The organism is Xenophilus arseniciresistens, assembly GCF_028023875.1.
Taxonomy (GTDB): domain Bacteria; phylum Pseudomonadota; class Gammaproteobacteria; order Burkholderiales; family Burkholderiaceae_C; genus Xenophilus; species Xenophilus arseniciresistens.
The window spans coordinates 482208-502966 of record NZ_JAQIPB010000001.1 but is presented as its reverse complement, the minus strand read 5'-3'; the positions used below and the strand labels follow the sequence as shown (position 1 = coordinate 502966).

Below are 20759 nucleotides of genomic sequence, written 5' to 3'. Positions count from 1 at the left end.
GAAATGGCCAGCAGCGATGCCCGACGCCCGGATTTTATCGACGCCCTCCCGCCCGGACCCGGCCTCGAAGGCCAGGCCGGCGGCATCGCGCGCGCCGCGCGGGCCCCGGGCCGCTGGCGCGGGCCGCGGCGCCGACAAGCCGCACCCCCCCGCGCCCCCGCAGCCCGGCCGCCTGCCACCGGGCCTTTTGCTGTTCGATGTGTGCCAGATCGGCATGGTGCTGCGCACCGTGCTGCTGGTGCAGGCCGTGGTGGGCGTGGGCGCGCTGTACATGAGCGCGGGCCTGCGCGACTGGCTGCTGCTGACGGCCACCGTGACCGGCGGGGCGCTGCCTGCCACCCTGGCCTGGCTGGTGGGCGCCTGCACCAGCCGCCGCTGGCTGGGGCGCCAGCCCTTGCGGCTGCAGTACCTGGCCGGTGCCCTGCTGGGCCTGCTGGCGGGCCTGTATGGCTGCGGCCTGCTGTACTGGGTGGGTGTGGTGGCGCAGGCACCGTGGCTGGCCAGCGCGCTCACGGGCGCGCTGCTGTCGGCCGTGGTGATGGCCGAGCGCGTGCTGCGCGCCAGCGGGCGCACGCCCGCGGCCACCACCGCCCGGCTGGAGGAGCTGCAGCAGCGCATCCGCCCGCACTTCCTGTTCAACACCCTCAACAGCGCCATCGCGCTGGTGCGCCACGAGCCGGCCAAGGCCGAAACGCTGCTGGAAGACCTGAGCGAGCTGTTCCGCTCGGCCCTGGCCGACCCGGACGAGGCCGTGACGCTGGCCGACGAGATCGCGCTGGCCGAGCGCTACCTGGCCATCGAGCAGATCCGCTTCGGCGAGCGCCTGCGCGTGCGCTGGTCGCTGGACCCGGCGGCCAGCGGCGCGCGCCTGCCCAAGCTGCTGCTGCAGCCGCTGGTGGAAAACGCCGTCAAGCATGGCGTGGAGCCCAGCCCGGAGGGCGGGCGCCTGCGCATCCGCACCGAGCGGCGCGGCAACCGCGTGGTGATCGAGGTGCTCAACACGCTGCCGCCGCTGCGCTGGGCCGAAGCCCCGCTGCCGCGCGGCCACGGCATCGCACTGGCCAATGTGCGCGACCGGCTGCGCCTGCTGCACGACCTGGAGGCGAGCTTTCGTGCCGGGCCGGAGGGCGGCGAGAGCTACCGGGTGCGCATCGACATTCCGATCGCCTCCTGATTCACCTCCTGATTCGCCACCTGATCGACCCTGAACGAGCAAGGACGCGCCGCCCCATGATGAGCAGCGACAACAAGAATCCGGCGCCCCCGGCGGCCGCGCGGCCTGCCCTGCGCACACTGATCGTCGACGACGAGGCACTGGCGCGGGCGCGCCTGCGCACCCTGCTGGGCGACTGCCGCGCGCCGGCCGCCGTGGTGATCGCGGAGGCGGGCGATGGCGCCGCCGCGCTGAAGCAGCTCGACGGCGTGCCGCCGCTGGACCTGGTGCTGCTGGACATCCACATGCCGGGCCTCGACGGCGTGGAGCTGGCGCGCGTGTTGCACCAGCGCGAGCATGGGCCCGCCGTGATCTTCGTGACCGCCCATGCCGCCCATGCCGTGACGGCCTTCGAGCTTGACGCGGTGGACTACCTCACCAAGCCCGTGCGCGGCGAGCGACTGCAGCAGGCGCTGCAGAAGGCCGAGCGCAGCCTCAAGGAACGGCGCGCGGCCCTGGGCGCGGCACCGGTCGTCGAAAGCCTGCTGATCCACGACCGCGGCCGGGCCGAGCGCATCCCGCTGCCCGAAGTGCTGTACCTGCGTTCCGAGCACAAGTACATCACCGTGCGCACGGCCACGCGCACGCTGATCATGGACGGCGCGCTCAGCGACCTGGAGGCGCGCCACGCCGACCGCTTCGTGCGCGTGCACCGCAACACGCTGGTGGCGCGCGCCGCCATCCGCGCGCTGGACCGGCATGACGACGGCCAGGACGGCGAGGCCGGCTGGGCGCTGCGCCTGGCCGGGCTGGGCGAGCCGATCCCGGTGTCGCGGCGCATGCTGCCGGCCGTGCGCGAAGCCTTCAGGGAGCAGCCATGAGCAGCCTGACGCATCCTCCTTCCCCTGCCGCCGCAACGCACGTCGTCGACAACGACGCCGTTGCCGAGGCCGTGATCCGCGAAGTCGATGCCCAGCGTGAATCGGCGGGCGCCGACGGCGCGGCCGCCACCGAGCCGCCGCGCGTGCTGCTGCACATGCCGGTGGACGTGCGCAGCGCGGCGCTGGTGGTGCTGGCCGTGCTGGGCTGCGTGTTCGCGCTGCGCTGGGCGTCGGCGCTGTTCATTCCGTTGATGGGCGCCGTGCTGCTGACCTATGCGCTGGCGCCGGCCGTCAACCGCCTGGAGGGCTGGCACATGCCCCGCTGGGCCGCGGCCACGGTGCTGCTGCTGGGCCTGGCCGGCGGCATCGGCACCACCGCCTGGACCCTGTCGGACAACGCGGCCGAACTCGTGGATTCGCTGCCCCTGGCGGCGCAGAAGCTGCGCCAGGCAGCGCTGGCGCGCAGCGGCCGCACCAGCACGCTCGATACGGTGCAGGCCGCGGCCGACCAGCTGGAGCGGGCCGCGCAGGCCAATGCCGCCAGTTCCCCGCCGCGCCGCGGCGTGCAGCGCGTGATCATCGAACGCCCGCCGTTCAATGTGCGCGACTACCTGTGGGTGGGCACGGTGGGCGTGATGAACGCGGCCAGCCAGTTCACGCTGGTGCTGTTCCTGACCTTCTTCGCGCTGTGCGCGGGCGACACCTTCAGGCGCAAGCTGGTGAAGATCTCGGGCTCCAGCCTGCAGAAGAAGCGCATCACCGTGCATGTGCTGGACGACATCACGCAGCACATCCAGCGCTATCTGCTGGTGCAGATCGGCACCAGCGTGCTGGTGGGCGTGGGCACGGGCCTGGCCTTCTGGGCCATCGGGCTGGAGAACGCGGCCGTGTGGGCCATCGTGGCCGGCGTTACCAACCTCATTCCCTACGTGGGCTCGCTGATCGTGCTGGTGGCCGCCAGCCTCGTAGCCTTCCTGCAGTTCAACGACCTGGGCATGACCGCGCTGGTGGGTGGCAGCTCGCTGCTGATCCACACCCTGGTGGGGCAGCTGCTGGTGCCCTGGCTGACCAGCCGCACCTCGCGCATGAACCCCGTGGCCGTGTTCGTGGGCGTGATCTTCTGGGGCTGGCTCTGGGGCGTGTGGGGGCTGCTGCTGGGCATCCCGATCCTGATGGTGATCAAGGCCGTGTGTGATCGGGTGGACGATCTAAGGCCCATTGGGGAGTTGTTGGGGGAGTAGGTCTTGCTCTGCTTGCTTGAGGAACTGACATCGTTCCTTGAGCTCCGGCCCAGGAGCCTTGGCCTGCGTCGCGTCGCGTTCAACCCCGCTCATGCGACGCGACGTTTCCACGCCTGGCGGCGCAGGGCAGCGGGCGTGGGCAATTTCAGGGGCGGCGAGAAGCGCAGCGGGGCCGGCGTGCCCGCGCGAAGTCGCGCGGGCTTCGTGAACTGACTCATCGCAGCATGTTTGAGCAGAGTGAACGAAGTGAACGTCGCGAGTTCTGCGATGCAGCCGGCCCCGCGAGCATCGCAGCGAAGTCGGCGCAGCCGACCGCCCCAGCATGAGCCCGCGCCCGCTGCCCTGCGCCGCCAGGCGAGGGCGCCACCTAAAAGCGGCAAACTCAACGCCGAACCCCAAGCTCAGCCTTCAACGCCCGCATGAACCGCGGCGCCGTCACCGCCCCCACATTGAAGCGCGACCACGGCGAAACCTCCGATTCCACCGTGAAGATGCGCCCCGGCGCCATCACGATGTTCTGCGCCAGCAGCTTCTGTGCAAACACCATCGAGTCGTTCACCCCCGGCAGCGTGGCCCACAAATAAAGCGACTGGGCGTTGCGCGCGTAGATCTGCGCGCCCACCGATTCCAGAAGCCGCGTGGACTGCGCCGTCGCCTCCTCGAGCCGCGCGCGCAGCCGCGTCAGGTGGCGCTGGTAGTGGCCCTCGCTGAGCATCACGTCCACCGTGCGTTCGCAGTATTCGGAGGTGCTCACGTGCAGCAGCGCCTTCAGGTCCGCCAGGTCGCTGGCCAGGTCGGCGCCGCAGGCGATGTAGCCCACGCGCAGCGCGGCTGAAAACGACTTGGAGAAGCTGCCGATGTAGATGGTGCGCTCAAGCTGGTCCAGTGCCGACAGGCGCGTCGACGCCATGGGCTTGAAGTCGGCCAGCGGGTCGTCCTCGACGATCAGCAGGTTGTACTTCTGCGCCAGCTGCAGCACCTTGAAGGCCTTGGCGGCCGACAGGTCCGAACCCGTGGGGTTGTGCGCCACCGACTGCGTGAAGAACAGGCGCGGCCGATGCACGATCAAGAGCTGCTCCAGCGCCTCCAGGTCCGGGCCGTCCGGCCCGCGCGGCACGCCAAACACTTCGGCGCTGGCCACCTTGAGCTTGCCGAACAGCGGGTAGTAGCCCGGATCGTCCACCAGCACCTTGCCGCCCGGTGGCACGAAGTAGCGGATCACCAGGTCCATCGCCTCGTTGGCGCCCTGGGTCAGCACCACCTGGGGCGGCTGCGCGCCCACGCCGATGTCGGCCAGCTTGCGCACGATGTGCTCGCGCAGCGGCGCATAGCCATAGCGGCTGCCATAGCGGAACAGCGCGCCCAGGCCCGTGCGCACCACCTTGTGGTGGAACTTGTCCAGCCGCACGTCGGCCAGCCACTCCACGGGTGGGTAGCCGTCGCCCACGGCCAGCGCGTCGGGGCGGGTCTTGAGCTGCTCGCGCATCAGCCACACGATGTCCATCGCGCGGCCCAGGCTGCCGCGTTCATCTTCGGCCGGGGCCGGCGCGGCCTCGCGCTCGAGCACGTAGTAGCCCGAGCCGCGGCGCGGCTCCACCAGCCCGCGCGCCACCAGCAGCTCGAAGGCCGCCACCACGGTGTTCTTCGCGTAGCGGTGCAGCTCAGCCAGCTCGCGCAGCGAAGGCAGCTTGTCGCCGGCCTTGTAGGCGCCGTCGGCAATCTGCCGCTCCAGCGTGTCGGCCAACTGTTCGGTGCGGGAGGCGGGGCGGCTGGTGGCGCTCGGTGTCATGGCTTGAGACTATGACACATGGGTGGGGTATTAGCGCTCGGGGCATCTACTGTCCCAGCAAACTGTACCTATCATGACTGGTACAGAGCGCCTACAGTCCGGCCCACTCCAACCTGCCCCGTCAAGAGACTGTCCCACCATGGCTGATTCGCGCCTGCCCAACTTCCGAGCCCTCACCCCCGCCCAGCGCCTGGACCACATCGCCGAAGCCGCTGCGCTGACTGCCGACGAAAAGGCGCTGCTGAGCCAGCCCGGCGCGCTGCCGCTGGCGCGGGCCGACGGCATGATCGAAAACGTGATCGGCACCTTCGAGCTGCCCTTCGGCGTGGCCGGCAACTTCCAGATCAACGGCCAGGACGTGCTCGTGCCCATGGCCGTGGAAGAGCCCTCCATCGTGGCCGCGGCCTCCTTCATGGCCAAGCTGGCGCGCGAAAGCGGCGGCTTCGAGACCTCCAGCACCGGCCCCATCATGCGCGCCCAGGTGCAGATTCTTGGCGTCACCGACCCCTACGGCGCGCGCCTGGCGCTGCTCAAGCACCGCGATGAAATCCTCTCGGTGGCCAACAGCCGCGACAAGGTGCTGATCGGCCTGGGCGGCGGCTGCCGCGACATCGAGATCCATGTCTTCCCCGACACGCCGCGCGGTGCGATGGTGGTGATGCACCTGATCGTGGACGTGCGCGACGCCATGGGCGCCAACACCGTCAACACCATGGCCGAATCGGTTTCGCCGCTGGTCGAAAAGCTCACCGGCGGCCAGGTTCGCCTGCGCATCCTGTCGAACCTGGCCGACCTGCGCCTGGCGCGTGCCCGCGTGCGCCTGACGCCCGAGGTGCTCAAGACCAGGGAGCGCAGCGGCGAGGAGATCGTCGAGGGCGTGATCGACGCCTACACCTTCGCGGCCGTGGACCCGTACCGCGCGGCCACGCACAACAAGGGCATCATGAACGGCATCGACCCGGTGATCGTGGCCACGGGCAACGACTGGCGCGCGGTGGAAGCCGGCGCCCATGCCTGGGCCTGCCGCAGCGGTCACTACAGCTCGCTGACCACCTGGGAGAAGGACACGGCCGGCGCGCTGGTGGGCACCATCGAAATGCCCATGCCCGTGGGCCTGGTGGGCGGCGCCACCAAGACGCATCCCCTGGCGCAGCTCTCGCTCAAGATCATGGGCGTGAAGACCGCGCAGCAGCTGGGCGAAGTGGCCGTGGCCGTGGGCCTGGCGCAGAACCTGGGCGCGCTGCGTGCCCTGGCCACCGAAGGCATCCAGCGCGGCCACATGGCCCTGCATGCCCGCAACATCGCGCTGGTGGCCGGCGCCACCGGCGACGAGATCGACACCATCGCCAAGCAGATGGCCGCCGAGCACGACGTGCGCACCGACCGCGCCGTCGCGCTGCTGGAGGCCCTGCGCAGGAAATAAGCGCCAGGGAGCAGCGATTGCTTTGCCACGCCGGGCATGGGGCCTGGTGTGGCGCGGCGCGGCCGAGGGCGCGCCTTCCCATCCACCGGAGACAACACACATGAGTTCCGACTTTCCGCCGACCGGGCGGCAACTGGTCGAGGTCTGGGGCGATACCGCCGACACGCGGCATCTGGCCTGGGCCATCGTGATCGGCATCGGCATCAGCCTGACAGGCTTTCTGATCGCCAACCGCATCCTGGTCTCGCACGTGAGCAGCCCCGAGCTGGCGCGTGCCTACGCCATGCTGGCCGGCCTGGCCGGCTGCGTGGCCTCGGGCGTGATCTGCGCCTTCATCTTCCAGCCCAAGCGCCATGTGGTCGAAGGCCGCATCGCAGACCAGGCCTCGCGCGAAGAGGTGGTGGCCGAGCTGGCCGAGGCCCATGGCGGCCTGGGCGATCTGCATGACCTGCCGCCCGTGGTGGCGCAGGAGATGAAGGAGCTGGAGATCTACGAGCTCTTCGCCCGGCATGAAAAGAAGGCTGCAGTCGCAGACGCCGGCAGCAGCAACGACAACAACGACAACAACAACAGGAAGGCCGCCCCGTGAGCGCAGAACTCCTCAACCAGATCTGGGTCGCCGGCATCATGGGCCTGATCGGCGCCGTGGTCTTTGCGGCCATCGGCCTCGTGTCGGGCACCGACGAGACCACCACCCTCGCACCGCTGACCCTGCTGGTGGTGCTGCTGGGTGTGCCGCCCGCGGGCGCGTTCACCTTCTTCCTGGCCGGCGCCGTGGCCAAGCACATGACCCACGCCGTGCCCACGGCGCTGCTGGGCATCCCCGGCGACACGCTGGCCACGCCGCTGCTGCAGGACGCGAACGCCCTGCGCAAGCTGGGCGTGCCGCACATCGCGCTGCGCAAGATGATCTCGGGCGCCATCGTTGCGGCCTTCATCGCCGTGCCGCTGGCCGTGCTCTTTGCCGTGATGCTCGCGCCCTTCGGGCCCACCATCACCAAGGCCGCGCCGTGGATCTTCCTGGCCGCCGCGATCCTGATCGCCTACTTCTCGCCCGGCCGCTGGGCCTCGGTCGCGCTGCTGCTGCCCTTCGTGGTGCTGATCATTGCGCTGCAGACGCTGACGGCCAAGTACAACGTCAAGCTCAGCGTCAGCTATTTCCTGGGCATCGCCATCGGGCCGCTGGTGGCCGACCTGTTCTCGGTCATCTCGCCGGCCGACCGCGGCCGCATGAAGCGCGAGCAGCCGCGCACCTTCCAGCTCGCGCCCGACGTCAAGGGCTGGAGCGGCTACTTCCCGAACCCGCTGAAGGTGCTGGACCGCAAGCAGACCGGCTGGACCCTGACCACCGCCACCATCTCCAGCGCCACCTTCGTCTTCAGCCCCGTGGCGATGACGGTGGTGCTCGGCGAGCTGGTGGGCTCGCGCATCAAGCACGCCTACCACCGCCTGACCACGGTGCTGGCCGCGCGCAACGGCGTGACCGAGGCCACCTACATCGCCGAGGCGCTGATCCCGCTGATCGCCTTCGGCCTGCCGCTGAGCCCCGTGGCCGCCGGCCCGGCCGCGCCGCTGTTCAATGCGCCGCCGCGCTTCTCGGTGGACGCGGCCACGGGCCAGGTGAACAACCTGCACAACATGCTCAACCACTGGGAGTTCCTGGGCTACGGCATGCTGGCCGTGCTGCTGGCGGCCCTGGTGTCCTACCCCTTCGCGATGAACTTCGCGCGTCGCGCGGCGCTGTTCGTCTCGCGCAAGGTCAGCCACGAGGCCATCATCGCCACCTTCATCGGCCTGATCTTCGTGATCAGCGTCTGGGAGGGGCAGTTCCTGGGCCTGCTGGTGATCATGACCATGGGCCTGGTGGGCGGGCTGCTTTCGCGCATCCTGGGCTTCAACACCGGCGTGCAGTTCATGGGCTACTACACGGCCGTGCTGTCGGTGCCCGCGCTGCTGAAGATCTTCGGCGGGTGAAGGCCATGGCCGAGCGCGTCAAGATCGTCGAGGTGGGCCCGCGCGACGGCCTGCAGAACGAGAAGCAGCCCATCGACGTGGCCACCAAGGTGGCGCTGATCGAGCGGCTGGTGGCGGCGGGCGTCACGCACATCGAGGCGGCGTCCTTCGTCTCGCCCAAGTGGGTGCCGCAGATGGCGGGCAGCGCGCAGGTGATGGCCGCCGTGCCGCGCGCCCACCAGGCCAAGGGCGTGCACTACAGCGCGCTCACGCCCAACCTCCAGGGCCTGGAGGCCGCGCTGGCTGCGGGCTGCGAAGAGGTGGCGGTGTTCGGCGCGGCTTCCGAGTCCTTCTCGCGCAAGAACATCAACTGCTCCATCGCGGAAAGCCTGGAGCGCTTTCGCAGCGTGACCGAAGCGGCGCAGGCGGCGGGCGTGCGCGTGCGTGGCTATGTCTCGTGCGTGCTGGGCTGCCCCTACGAGGGCGCGGTGGCGCCGGCGCAGGTGCTGCGCGTGGCGCTGCAGCTGCGCGAGATGGGCTGCCACGAGATCTCGCTGGGCGACACCATCGGCCGCGGCACGCCCGATGCCACGCGGCGCCTGCTCGAGGCCTGCCTGCGCGAGCTGCCCGCCACCATGCTGGCCGGCCACTACCACGACACCTGGGGCATGGCCGTGGCCAACGTGGCGGCCTCGCTGGAGATGGGCTTGCGCACTTTCGACAGCTCGGTGGCCGGCCTGGGCGGCTGTCCCTATGCGGCCGGCGCCTCGGGCAACGTGGCGAGCGAAGACGTGGTCTATCTGCTGCAGAACATGGGCTATGAGACCGGCATCGACCTGGATGCGCTGGTCGATGCAGGCCTGTTCATCAGCCAGGCGCTGGGGCGCGCGCCGCAGTCGCGCGTGTCGCAGGCCTTGCGCTCAGCCTGTGTTTCTTAGGCCCGCAGCCACGCCGTTGATCGACAGGTGGATGCCGCGCTGCACCCGGTCGTTGATCTCGCCGCCGCGGAAGCGCCGCATCAGCTCCACCTGCAGGTGGTGCAGTGGGTCGATGTAGGGGAAGCGGTGGCGCACCGAGCGCTGCATGTCCGCGTTGCCGGCCAGGCGCTGCTTCTCGCCCGTGATCAGCGTCAGCGCGTCGGAGGTGCGGTGCCATTCGGCATCGATCATGCCGAAGACCTTCTGGCGCAGCTTGCGGTCGCCCACCAGCTCGGCATAGCGCGTGGCCAGCTGCAGGTCGCTCTTGGCCAGCACCATGTCCATGTTCGACAGCAGGGTGCGGAAGAAGGGCCACTGCGCGTACATGCGCTGCAGCAGCGCGATGCGCTCCTTGCGCTCGGTGGCCGGCACCTTGCCGTCCGGGCCTTCGACGAAGGCGCTCACGGCGCTGCCGAAGCCATACCAGCCGTTGATGGTCAGGCGGCACTGGCCCCAGCTGAAGCTCCAGGGCACGGCGCGCAGGTCCTCGATGTTGCGCTGAGGGTTGCGCGAGGCCGGGCGCGAGCCGATGTTGAGTTCGGCGATCTCGCGGATGGGCGTGGCGCCGAAGAAGTAGTCGACGAAGCCCGGCGTTTCATAGACCAGCGTGCGGTAGGCGGCCATGCTGGCGCGCGAAAGCGCCTCGGCCGTGGCCAGGAAGGTGGCCGGGGCGGCCTTGGGCGGCGCAAGGAAGGTGGCCTCCAGCGTGGCGGCCACCAGCGTTTCGAGGTTGCGGCGGCCGATCTCGCGGTTGGCGTACTTGGAGCCGATCACCTCGCCCTGTTCGGTCAGGCGCAACTGGCCGCGCACGGTGCCCGGCGGCTGGGCCAGGATGGCCTGGTAGCTGGGGCCGCCGCCACGGCCCACGGTGCCGCCGCGGCCGTGGAACATGCGCAAGCGGATCTTCTGCTCCTGGCCTTCATTGAATTCATCAAAAAGCTTCACCAGCGACATCCCCGCGCGGTACAGCTCCCAGTTGCTGGTGAAGATGCCGCCGTCCTTGTTGCTGTCGCTGTAGCCCAGCATCACGTCCTGCTCGGCGCCCGAGCGGCGGATCAGCGCGTCGATGCCCGGCAGCGCATAGAAGGCACGCACGATGGGCGCGGCATTGCGCAGGTCTTCAATCGTTTCGAACAGCGGCACGACGATGAGGTCGCTCACCGCGTCCATGTTCAGGGTGCCGCGCATCAGCCCCACTTCCTTTTGCAGCAGCAGCGCCTCGAGCAGGTCGCTCACCGTCTCGGTGTGGCTGATGATGTAGTGGCGGATGGCGGCCCGGCCGTAGCGCGCGTGCGCGCTGCGGGCCTGCGCGAAGATGGCCAGCTCGCTCACGGTGAGCGGCGCGTAGTCGCCATCGGGCACGCGCAGCGGGCGGGCGTCTTCCAGCAGCTTGATCAACAGGGTCTGCTTGGCGTCTTCGGCCAGGCTCGCGTAGCTGGGCTCGATGCGTGCGACCTTCAGCAGGTCGGCCACCACGGCCTCGTGCTTGTCCGAGCTCTGGCGCAGGTCCACCGTGGCCAGGTGGAAGCCGAAGACCTCCACCGCGCGGATCAGCGGCCGCAGGCGCTGGTCCACCAGCGCGGCGCCGTGCTTCTCGCGCAGCGATTCCTCGATCACGCGCAGGTCGGCCAGGAAGGTCTGCGCATCGGGGTAGGGGTTCTGCGGCGCCACCGCATGGCGCGCGGCCACGCCGCCGGTCAGCTCCATCAGGCTGGCTGCCAGGCGCGCGTACACGCCGGTCAGTGCGCGGCGGTAGGGCTCGTCGTGGCGGTGCTCGCTGGGGTCGGGCGAGGCATCGGCCAGGGCCTGCATCTCGGGCGACACATCGACCAGCGAGGCCGAGAGCGACAGCTCGCCGCCCAGGAAGTGCACCTCGGTCAGGTAGTGGCGCAGCGCCAGCTCGCACTGGCGGCGCAGCGCGTAGTCCAGCGTCTGCGCCGTGACGTTGGGGTTGCCGTCGCGGTCGCCACCGATCCACTGGCCCATGCGCAGGAAGGGCGCGATCTCCTGCTGGCCCAGCGCCTTTTCCAGCGCCGCGTACACGCGCGGGATCTCGCGCAGGAAGGTGGCTTCGTAGTAGCTCAGCGAGTTCTCGATCTCGTCGGCCACCGTCAGCTTGGTGAAGCGCAGCAGGCGCGTCTGCCACAGCTGCGTCACGCGCGTGCGCAGTTGCCCCTCGTTGTCGGCCAGCTCGCGCGGCGTCAGCGCGTCCTTCTGGCCGGCAAAGAGCTGTTGGCGCGCCCGGATCTCGTCGCGCTGCGTCAGCAGCAGCGCGATGCCGCGCTCGGCATCGAGGATGCTCTTGCGCTGCACCTCGGTGGGGTGGGCCGTGAGCACCGGAGACAGGTAGCTGTGCGCCAGCGAGGCCGCCACCTGCGCGGGCGCCACGCCGGCCTTGCGGATGCGCGCCAGCGCCGCGTCCAGGCTGCCCTCGATGGCCTCGCCGCCGCGCTCTTCCTCGGCACGGCGGCGGATCTGGTGGCGGTCCTCGGCCAGGTTGGCCAGGTGGCTGAAGTAGGTGAAGGCGCGGATCACGCGCACCGTCTCGGCCGCCGACAGGCCCTTGAGCAGGCTCTTGAGCGCGCGGTCGGCCGAGTGGTCCTCGTCGCGGCGGAAGGACACCGACAGCGTGCGGATCTTCTCCACCAGATCGAAGGTGGCGGCCCCTTCCTGCTCGCGGATCACGTCGCCGAGGATGCGGCCCAGCAGCCGGATGTCCTCGATCAGGGGCTGGTCGTCAACCCGGGGCCGCGCGGCCTGCACGGCGCGGGTCTGGCTCTTTTTCGGGGCGGCTGGGCGGCGGGTGCTCATCTCTCAAAGTCTCCTCAAGGTGGGCTGTGCGCAGGTGGACGGCAGGCCGCGTTGTTGCGGCGCAACATGCTAGCATCGTCTTCCCCCGAGCCCCGAGAACGTGCACACGTTCCACGCATTCAGCGAGCCTTCCCGTGACCCATTTCGTGATCGCCACGCGCGAGAGCCGCCTGGCCCTTTGGCAAGCCGAGCATGTGAAGGCGCGCTTGCAAGAACAGGGCCACTCAGTGGCATTGCTGGGCATGACCACGCGCGGCGACCAGATCCTGGACCGCACCTTGTCCAAGGTGGGCGGCAAGGGCCTGTTCGTGAAGGAACTCGAGGCCGCGCTCGAGGACGGCCGCGCCGACCTGGCCGTGCATTCGCTCAAGGACGTGCCCATGGAGCTGCCGGCCGGCTTTGCGCTGGCGGCCGTGCTGGAGCGCGAGGACCCGCGCGACGCCTTTGTCTCCCCGCACTTCGAATCGCTGGCCGCGCTGCCGCAAGGCGCCGTGGTCGGCACCTCCAGCCTGCGCCGCACCGTGCTGCTGCAGGCGCTGCGGCCCGACCTGCGCATCGAACCGCTGCGCGGCAACCTCGACACCCGGCTGCGCAAGCTCGACGAAGGGCATTACGCCGCCATCGTGCTGGCCGCCGCCGGCCTCAAGCGGCTGGGCCTGGATGCGCGCATCCGCAGCGTCTTCGAGCCGGCGCAGATGCTGCCGGCCGCAGGGCAGGGCGCGCTGGGCATCGAGGTCCGCTCGGAGCGCCCAGAAGTGGTGGCCGCGCTGGCGCCGCTGCTGCACCGCCCCACCTGGCTGGCCACCGCGGCCGAGCGTGCCGTCAGCCGGGCCATGGGTGGCAGCTGTTCCATGCCGCTGGCCGCGCACGCGCAATGGCACGAAGGCGAGGGCGTGCTGGGCATCGTCGCGGCCTGGGGCGATGAACAGCAGCCCGGCCGGCTGCTGCAGGCCAGCGCCCAGGCGGTGGTGGCCGACGAGGCGCAGGCCCAGGCGCTGGGCCTGGCCGTCGCCGACCGGCTGCTGGCCGCGGGCGCCCGCCGCGCCTGAGCCCTTGCCCCCGCCCGCCATGGCCCAGCCCATGCCCGCGCCGCCCCACTGCCGGGGCCCGCGCCTGATCGTCACGCGGCCCGAGCCCGAGGCCTCGCGCTGGGTGCTGGCGCTGCAGGCGCAGGGCCAGCGCGCGCAGGCCCTGCCGCTGATCCGCACCGAGCCCCTGCCACGCGAAGCGCAGGCCGAAGCCGGCCCCGCCCAGGTGCTGATGTTCGTCAGCGGCGCAGCGGTGCGCGCCTTCTTCGGTGCGCACCCGCAGGCCTGGCGCCCGCCCACGCGCTGCTGGTGCACGGGCCCCGGCACGGCCGCCGCGCTGCGCGAGGCCGGCGTGCAGGCATCCTTCATCGACAGCCCGCCGCCCGAAGCCGCGCAGTTCGATTCGGAAGCCCTGTGGGCGCGGGTGCGCCCGCAACTGCAGCCGGGCCTGCGGGTGTGCATCGTGCGCGGCGGTGACGCGCAGGGCCGCCCCACGGGGCGCGACTGGCTGGCCGGCGAGCTGGGCAGCGCAGGCGCGCAGGTCAGCACCGTGGTGGCCTACAGGCGCCTGCCGCCGCAAGTGGACGCGCCCTGGCTGGCCTGCGTGCGCGAGCATGTGCAGGCCCGCGACGTGTGGCTGTTCAGCAGCTCCGAAGCCGTGGCCCACCTGGGCGACGCCGTGGCGGGCATCGACGGCCTGGACTGGGGCGCCTGCACCGCCCTGACCACCCATGCGCGCATCGCCGAAGCCGCGCGCCTGCTGGGCTTTGGCCGCGTGCTCCACAGCGCGCCGCTGCTGCCCTCGGTGCTGGCGGTGATGCAAAGCCTGCGAACCCCCTCAGACCCTGCCGCCTCCTAGAATTCCTGCGTTATGAGCGTGCCCCAGATCGAGGAACAGAAGACCCCACCGCCGCCGGACCCGGGCGGGCAGGCCGCGCGGCAGGCGCTGGGCGCGCAGGTCCTGCAGCGCATGGTGCTGGGGCTGGCATTGCTGCTGGCGCTGGCGGGCCTGGTGATGGCCGGCATGCTCTGGCAGCGCGTGGCCGGCATGCAGGAGCAGCTGGCGCGCCAGAGTGCCGACGCGACCGCGCAGGCCACCGAGGCCCGCGCGCTGGCCCGCCAGGCGCAGGACACCGTGCGCGAAGCCGCCGGCCGCCTGGCCCTGATGGAGACGCGCGTGGCCGAAGTGGCGCTGCAGCGCGCCCAGCTCGACGAACTGATGCAGGCGCTTTCGCGTTCGCGCGACGAGAACCTGGTGGTGGACATCGACGCCGCCGTGCGCCTGGCGCTGGAGCAGGCCCAGGCCACCGGCAACGTGCAGCCGCTGCTGGCGGCGCTGCGTGCCGGCGAGCAGCGCGTCGCCCGGTCGGGCCTGGCGCATCTGCAGCCGCTGCAGCGCGCCATGCAGCGCGATTCCGACCGCATCCGCGCCACCGCCAGCGGCGATGGCGGCGAGGCACTGGCCAAGCTCGAGGAACTGCTCAAGGGCGTGGACGACCTGCCGGTGGTCAATGCGCTGGCGCGGCGCGGCCGCAGCGCGCAGGACGACGGCTGGCTGGGCGAGGCCGTGCCGGCCGACGCCAGCTGGTGGCAGCGCCTGGTGATGAGCGTGCGCAACGAGGCGCGCGCGCTGGTGCGCGTCTCGCGCATCGACCGGCCCGAGGCCGTGCTGCTCACGCCCGAGCAGACCTTCTTCCTGCGCGAGAACCTCAAGCTCAAGCTGCTGGGCGTGCGCACGGCGCTGCTGTCGCGCCAGCCCCAGCAGGCGCGCAACGAACTCGGGGCCGTGGCCAGCGCACTCAACCGCTACTTCGACCCCGGCTCGCGCCGCGTGCAATCGGCGGCCACGCAGCTGCAGCAACTGCAGAGCCTGGTGCGCGACGCCGCGCCGGCACGCATCGACGAAACGCTGGCGGCGCTGACGACCGCGGCGGCAGGACGATGAGGACGGTGCACTGAGCATGCGCGCCGCACTCTGGCTTCTGGCCCTCTTCGGCATCGCGGCGGCGGTGGCGCTGTTCGCGGGCAACAACGAAGGCACGATCACCGTCTTCTGGCCCCCCACCCGGGTCGACCTGTCACTGAACCTGGTGCTGGCGCTGCTGGCGCTGCTGTTCATCGGCCTGCACTTCGCGCTGCGCGCGCTGGCGGCACTGTTCTCGCTGCCCCGCCAGGCGCGCCAGTGGCGGCTGCAGCAGAAGGAACGCAACCTGCACGTCGCGCTGTTCGACGCCATGGCCCAGTTGCTGGCCGGGCGCTTCACGCGCGCGCGCAAGTCGGCCCAGGCCGCGCTGGCGCAGGAGCGCACGCTGGCGGCGCTCGATGCCGAGCTGCCCCACGCACGCCAGCTGCGCGTGCTGGCGCACCTGATGGCGGCCGAAAGCGCCCAGGCCCTGCAGGACCCGGCCAGCCGCGACGCCCACCTGCAGCAGGCCCTGAACGACCGCGACGAGCGGGGCCAGCCCTCGATGCTGCCCGAGCTGCGCGAAGGCCTGCAGCTGCGCTCGGCCCGCTGGGCGCTGGAAGGGCGCGATCCGGCCGGCGCGCTCAGCCGCCTGGCCGAGCTGCCGCAGGGCGCGCAGCGGCGCACCCTGGCGCTGCGGCTGCGCCTGAAGGCGGCGCGGCAGGCCCAGCGCACGCAGGAGGCGCTTGAAACTGCACGGCTGCTGGCCAAGCACCGCGCCTTCTCGCCCACCGCGGCCGAGACCATCGTGCGCGGGCTGGCGGCCGAATCGGTGGCTTCGGCGCATGACGTGGCCCAGCTGCAGCGCATCTGGAACCGGCTGGACGCGGCCGAGCGCGCGATGCCCGAGATCGCCATCCAGGCGGCCCAGCGCATGGTGCAGCTCGGCGGCGAAGGCACGCTGGCGCGCACCTGGCTGCTGCCCGTGTGGGAGCGCGTGGTGGCAGCGCCCGATGCGCTGGGCCAGAGCTGGCGCGTGAAGCTGGTGCAGGTGCTGGAAGCCGGCTTCGATGCGGTGGACGCCGACTGGCTGGCCCGCATCGAGAGCGCGCACCAGAAGCACCCGCGCGATCCGCTGCTGCAGTACCTGGCCGGCATGGCCTGCCTCAAGCGCCAGCTCTGGGGCAAGGCGCAGCAGCATCTGCGGCAGGCCGCGCGCAACCTGCAGGAAGGCGCGCTGGCGCGCCGCGCCTGGGTGGCGCTGGCCCGCATGGCCGAATCACGCGGCGATCAGGCCGAGGCGGCCCAGGCCTGGAAAAGCGCAGCGAGCATTGAGTAGGCCTACTCGGCCTTGATCTGCCCCTTGGCCACGATGGCGCCGAACTTCTGGTGTTCGGCCTGGATGAAGCTGGCAAAGGGCTGCGGACCCAGCCCCATGGGCGTGACGCCGCTGTCGGTGAAGTTCTTGCGCACGGCGGGCTCGGCCAGCGTTTCGCGCAGCGCCTGGTCCAGCCGCGCGATGACCTCTGCCGGCGTGCCGCGCGGCGCGAAGATGCCTTGCCACACCGTCACTTCGGCGCCGCGCCAGGCCGGCTCGCTCGCGCCCAGCACGGGCACTTCGGGCATCACGGGCGAAGCCTTGCCATCCAGCACGCCAAACACGCGCACCTGATCGGCCTTGGCCTGCTGCATCACCATCGACAGCGGCAGCACCGCCAGGTCCAGCTGGTTGCCGGCCAGGTCGGTCACGATCTGCGAGCCCACGCGGTAGGGCACGTGCACCATGCTCACGTTGCCCTGCTGCTTGAGCAGCTCGCCGCCCAGGTGCAGCGAGGTGCCCACGCCCGAGGTGGCGTAGCTGTATTTGCCCGGGTGGGCCTTCATGTCGCGAAACAGCTCGCCGGCGTTCCTGGCTGCCAGGCCCGGGCGGCCCACGAGCGCGAGCGGTTGCGCGCCCAGCAGGGTCACGGGCATCAGGTCGCGCAGGCCGTCGTAGCGCACGGTGGAGGGCGTGACCATCTTGGCGATCACGATGGTGCTTTCCACCGACATCAGCAAGGTGTAGCCGTCGGGCTTGGCGCGCGCCACCTTGTCGGTGCCGATCACGCCGCCCGCGCCGGGCAGGTTCTCGACGACCACGCTCTGCCCCAGGCGTTGCGCGAGGCCCGGCGCCACCCAGCGCGCGACCACGTCCACATTGCCGCCGGCCGAGTAGGGCACGAGGATGGTGATGGGTTGGGCGGGCCAGGCGGCGTCGGCCGCCAGGGCTGCGGGGCTGGCCAGCGTGCCCAGGGCCGCCAGCAAGGCGGTGCACAGCAGTCGGTGGCGGGGGGTGTGGATGGCGTTCATGGCAAAGGCAGAGGCTTGGGCGTTGAAGGTTGGGCGTTGAGCGAAAAGATTGGGGCGGCTACCGGGGCGGGGGAAGTTCTTTTTCGAGCTGCGCGATCTCGCGCTCGAAGCGTGCCTTCAGTTCGCGCTTGGCGCGTTCGTCCAGCCAGCTGGCCTGCACGCCTGCCAGGCTCAGCCGGCAGGCCTCCTGCCAGCCCCAGCCGCAGCCTTCGAGCACGGTCTCGAGCGTGTGCGCGGGGTCGGTGTGGAACATGGCCGGGTCGTCGGTGTTCAGGGTCAGCGGCAGGCCAGCGTCGGCCATGGCCTTGATGCTGGCCAGGCGGCGCTGCTGGTTGCGCTTGACGCTGGTGACGCCGCAGACGCAGAAGTACACGCCGCAATCGCGCGCACGCTGCACGCCGCTGTCGCTGGCCAGCAGGTTGTAGCCGTGGTCGAGCCGGTCGCAGCCCAGGAGCTGCAGGCAGTCATCCACATGGCTGGGTGGCGCCTCCTGCAGCGTCTGGTTGTCTTCGCACACATGGGCCGTGCGCTTGAGCCCCGCGCGGCCCGCGCGCTGGTACAGCGCCGCCAGCTTGGCCGGCGGGCCTTCGCGTTCGGGGCCGTCGGCGCCAATGCCCACCACCAGCTCATGGCGCTGGCCGACGATGTCGTCCATCGCGCGCTCGGCGCTGTCCAGCGGCAGGCCGCGGTCCAGTGCCGCGATCAGCAGGGCCGAGCAGTCGAAGTCGCGCTGCGCCGCCCGGATGCCCGCACTCAAGCCCTCGAGCTGCACCTTGTAGGGCACCTGCGTGGGCATGTAGTACTGGGGGTTGAAGGACATCTCCACATGGCGCGCGCCGGCCTTGGCGGCGTCTTCCACGGCCTCGTAGGCCATGCGTTCGAAGTCGCCCGCCGTGCGCACGGCCAGGGCTGCCAGGCGCAGCACATCGATGAAGTCGTAGAAGTCGCGGTAGCTGTAGAGCTCATCCGCGGCGCGCGGCAGCGGCAGGCCATGGCTGGCGGCCAGTTCGGCCAGGGTCCGGGGCCGCAGCGTGCCGGCAATGTGCAGGTGCAGCTCCACCTTGGGCAGGCGGCGCAGCAGCGCCTGCAGGGCGGGGGCTGCAGCGGAAGCGGGGTGGGAAGCGGGGGCCGTCTCGAGCATGGCGGCACCTTAGCGCTGGCGGGCCGCGCCGCCCAGGGCTGCGGCGTGGCACAGGTTATGACAGTTCTGTCATGGGTCGCCCGGTGAGCGCTGGGCCATGGCGCGGGCCACGCCCACCAGTTCCTCGCGCACCCAGCGCAGGGCCGAGTCGGCATGCGTGCGCTCGTGCCACACCAGGCGGTAGCGCATGGGCGCAATGGGCGCAGGGAAAGGCACGATCACCAGCGCCTCTTCGCGCGCGAAGGCTTCGGCCAGCAGCCGGCCCGTGGTGAAGACCAGGTCGGTGCGTGCGAGGATCGCAGGCGCCAGGCTCAGGAACTGGGTGTGGACGGCTGTGTCCAGCACCACGCCCAGCTCCATCAGCCGGTTGTCGATGATGGTGCCCTGGCCCGGCACGTGCTCGAGCGAGCCCAGATGCCTGGCGCGCTGGTAGCTGTGCAGCGTGAGCGCACCTTCGGGCGCGAGCGGATGGCCCTGGCGCATCAGGCACACCAGCGGCTCGTTCAGCAGGCTGGTGGCGCGCAGGTGCGGCGGCAGCTCGGGCCAGACGGTGACCACCAGGTCCACTTCGCCATCGGCCAGCTGCCGGTAGTGCTCGAAGCGCGAGCCCAGGCCCCGGAACACGAGGTCGCAGCCCGGTGCCGCCTGCGCGATGCGGGCCGTGACCTCGGCGAAGAAAGCCTTGGGCAGGAAGTCGTAGGTGGCGATGCGGATGCTCATCCGCAAAGTGTTCAGCGGCCGGGGCTGCACGTTGGCCACCAGCAGCGACATGTCGGCCAGGATGCGCCTCGTGGGCGTGATGAGCGTGCGCGCGCGCTCGGTCAGCACCATGCGGTTGCCCACGCGCACCAGCAGCTCGTCGCCCGTGAGGCGGCGCAGGCTGGCCAGGTGCCGGCTCATGGCCGACTGGGCCAGGCCCAGCCGCCGGGCGGCCTGCGAGACGCTGGCTTCGTCCAGCAAGGCCAGCAGCGCGCGCAGCAGCGGCTCGTCGAGCCGGCGGGTCACGTCCTCGTCTGCGCTGCGCATGGGCTCAGCTAGCGGTCCAGCAAACGGCCCGCCAGTGCCTGCAGCGCGGGCGCGCCAAGATCGTCGGCCTGGTGGACGGTGCGCGCGTCCCACTGCCTGAAATAGCGCGCATGCGAGCGCGCGTAGTGCGGGTCGTAGTGCAGGGCCATCAGCTCGCCGAACAGCGGCGCCAGCGCGCCTTCCAGCGCCCAGGCCTGCCAGCGGGCCACGGTCTCCTTGCCCAGGCTGGGTGTGAAGTGCGCCATGAGCTGCGCCAGCGCCTGCCGGTCTTCGCCCAGGTCGGCATAGTCGTGCAGCAGGTAGGCCAGCCGCGCCTGCAGTGTGGCCTGCAGCTCGACTACGGGCGCCTCACGCATGCGCTCCACCAGCTGCGTGGGCAGGCTCAGGCGGCCGATGCGCGCGCTCTCGCCCTCGATGAACACAGGTTGCGCAAGGTCCAGGCGCTGCAGCTGATCGGCCAGCAGGGTCTCGAAATGCTTCTGCGACGGCTGGGGCCGGCCGCGCCAGGCGCCCAGCAGCGAGCCGCGGTGGCAGGCCAGCGCCTCCAGGTCCAGCACCTGCGCGCCCTGCTGCGCCATGTGCTGCAACAGCCGGGTCTTGGCGCTGCCCGTGGCGCCGCACAGCACCACCAGCGGCAGGCGCGGGCACAGCTGCGCGATCTGCTCGATGACGTGGCCCCGGTAGCGCTTGTAGCCGCCGGCCAGTTGCTGGGCGTCCCAGCCCACCAGGCGCAGCCAGTTGACCATCGCGCCGCTGCGCAGGCCGCCGCGCCAGCAGTAGACCAGCGGCTTCCACTGCGCGGGCCGCTCGGCGAACTGCTCGCGCAGATGCCGCGCCAGGTTGGCCGCCACCATGGCGCCGCCCACGCGCCGCGCCTCGAAGGCGCCTTTCTGCTTGTACAGGGTGCCGACGATGCGCCGCTCCTCGTCGTCCAGCACGGGGCAGTTGATGGCGCCGGGAATGTGGTCGAGCGCGAATTCGGCCGGCGAGCGTGCGTCGATGAGTGTGTCGAAGCTGGCGATGTCGCCCACGCGCACGGGTTCTCGCGCTGTCATGGCGGTGATGGCGGGGTGGTCGGCAGAGG

The 20759-nt window shown here is 71.1% G+C and carries 17 protein-coding genes; 11 read left to right on the top strand and 6 right to left on the bottom strand.

Annotated elements, in window-relative coordinates:
* Nucleotides 1-16 precede the first annotated feature (16 nt).
* Genes PGB34_RS02195 through PGB34_RS02185 form a run of 3 tightly spaced genes read left to right on the top strand, consistent with a single transcriptional unit; the run spans nt 17 to nt 3275 of the window.
* Nucleotides 17-1174, top strand: a complete 1158-nt coding sequence (locus tag PGB34_RS02195; RefSeq protein ID WP_271426428.1) for a sensor histidine kinase — start codon at nt 17-19, stop codon at nt 1172-1174.
* A gap of 56 nt (nt 1175-1230) precedes the next feature.
* Nucleotides 1231-2034 carry a LytR/AlgR family response regulator transcription factor gene (locus PGB34_RS02190; RefSeq protein ID WP_271426427.1) on the top strand — a complete coding sequence of 268 codons (804 nt, stop codon included), beginning with the start codon at nt 1231-1233 and terminating at the stop codon, nt 2032-2034.
* Nucleotides 2031-3275, top strand: coding sequence for an AI-2E family transporter (locus PGB34_RS02185; protein ID WP_271426426.1), 1245 nt, complete (start codon nt 2031-2033; stop codon nt 3273-3275). The genes PGB34_RS02190 and PGB34_RS02185 overlap by 4 nt, the downstream gene beginning before the upstream one ends.
* A 382-nt stretch (nt 3276-3657) precedes the next feature.
* Here the strand turns inward: PGB34_RS02185 and PGB34_RS02180 are convergent, their stop codons facing one another.
* Nucleotides 3658-5064, bottom strand: coding sequence for an aminotransferase-like domain-containing protein (locus PGB34_RS02180; RefSeq protein WP_271426425.1), 1407 nt, complete (start codon nt 5062-5064; stop codon nt 3658-3660).
* A 139-nt stretch (nt 5065-5203) separates the two neighbouring features.
* Between PGB34_RS02180 and PGB34_RS02175 the strand changes: the two genes are divergently transcribed.
* The 4 genes from PGB34_RS02175 to PGB34_RS02160 all read left to right on the top strand — a co-directional run bounded on the left by PGB34_RS02175 (nt 5204) and on the right by PGB34_RS02160 (nt 9378).
* Complete coding sequence (locus PGB34_RS02175; RefSeq protein ID WP_271426424.1) at nt 5204-6487, top strand: hydroxymethylglutaryl-CoA reductase, degradative; 1284 nt, start codon at nt 5204-5206, stop codon at nt 6485-6487.
* A gap of 100 nt (nt 6488-6587) precedes the next feature.
* Nucleotides 6588-7076 (top strand): hypothetical protein, encoded by a 489-nt coding sequence (locus PGB34_RS02170; protein WP_271426423.1) that lies wholly within the window; start codon nt 6588-6590, stop codon nt 7074-7076.
* Nucleotides 7077-7114: 38 nt separating this feature from the next.
* On the top strand, nt 7115-8461 hold the full coding sequence (locus PGB34_RS02165) for a tripartite tricarboxylate transporter permease (protein WP_271426889.1): 1347 nt from the start codon (nt 7115-7117) through the stop codon (nt 8459-8461).
* A 5-nt stretch (nt 8462-8466) separates the two neighbouring features.
* Nucleotides 8467-9378, top strand: a complete 912-nt coding sequence (locus tag PGB34_RS02160) for a hydroxymethylglutaryl-CoA lyase (protein ID WP_271426422.1) — start codon at nt 8467-8469, stop codon at nt 9376-9378.
* Here PGB34_RS02160 and ppc read toward each other — a convergent pair.
* Complete coding sequence (gene ppc, locus PGB34_RS02155) at nt 9361-12228, bottom strand: phosphoenolpyruvate carboxylase (protein WP_271426421.1); 2868 nt, start codon at nt 12226-12228, stop codon at nt 9361-9363. The two genes, PGB34_RS02160 and ppc, sit on opposite strands and share 18 nt — an antisense overlap.
* Before the next feature lie 134 nt (nt 12229-12362).
* Between ppc and hemC the strand changes: the two genes are divergently transcribed.
* Genes hemC through PGB34_RS02135 form a run of 4 tightly spaced genes read left to right on the top strand, consistent with a single transcriptional unit; the run spans nt 12363 to nt 16498 of the window.
* Nucleotides 12363-13277: a hydroxymethylbilane synthase gene (gene hemC, locus PGB34_RS02150; RefSeq protein WP_271426420.1), complete on the top strand. Its 915-nt coding sequence runs from the start codon at nt 12363-12365 to the stop codon at nt 13275-13277.
* A gap of 19 nt (nt 13278-13296) precedes the next feature.
* Complete coding sequence (locus PGB34_RS02145) at nt 13297-14115, top strand: uroporphyrinogen-III synthase (protein WP_271426419.1); 819 nt, start codon at nt 13297-13299, stop codon at nt 14113-14115.
* A gap of 12 nt (nt 14116-14127) precedes the next feature.
* Nucleotides 14128-15201 carry a uroporphyrinogen-III C-methyltransferase gene (locus PGB34_RS02140; protein WP_271426418.1) on the top strand — a complete coding sequence of 358 codons (1074 nt, stop codon included), beginning with the start codon at nt 14128-14130 and terminating at the stop codon, nt 15199-15201.
* Nucleotides 15202-15217: 16 nt separating this feature from the next.
* Nucleotides 15218-16498: a heme biosynthesis protein HemY gene (locus PGB34_RS02135; protein WP_271426417.1), complete on the top strand. Its 1281-nt coding sequence runs from the start codon at nt 15218-15220 to the stop codon at nt 16496-16498.
* Between the two features lie 2 nt (nt 16499-16500).
* Here the strand turns inward: PGB34_RS02135 and PGB34_RS02130 are convergent, their stop codons facing one another.
* The 4 genes from PGB34_RS02130 to mnmH form a co-directional block, all read right to left on the bottom strand.
* Entirely contained in the window at nt 16501-17508 is a 1008-nt protein-coding gene (locus PGB34_RS02130) for a Bug family tripartite tricarboxylate transporter substrate binding protein (RefSeq protein WP_271426416.1), read from the bottom strand.
* Nucleotides 17509-17566: 58 nt separating this feature from the next.
* Nucleotides 17567-18649 carry an adenosine deaminase family protein gene (locus PGB34_RS02125; RefSeq protein ID WP_271426415.1) on the bottom strand — a complete coding sequence of 361 codons (1083 nt, stop codon included), beginning with the start codon at nt 18647-18649 and terminating at the stop codon, nt 17567-17569.
* Nucleotides 18650-18718: 69 nt separating this feature from the next.
* On the bottom strand, nt 18719-19675 hold the full coding sequence (locus PGB34_RS02120; protein ID WP_271426414.1) for a LysR family transcriptional regulator: 957 nt from the start codon (nt 19673-19675) through the stop codon (nt 18719-18721).
* Between the two features lie 8 nt (nt 19676-19683).
* Nucleotides 19684-20730, bottom strand: coding sequence for a tRNA 2-selenouridine(34) synthase MnmH (mnmH, locus tag PGB34_RS02115; protein ID WP_271426413.1), 1047 nt, complete (start codon nt 20728-20730; stop codon nt 19684-19686).
* Nucleotides 20731-20759 lie beyond the last annotated feature (29 nt).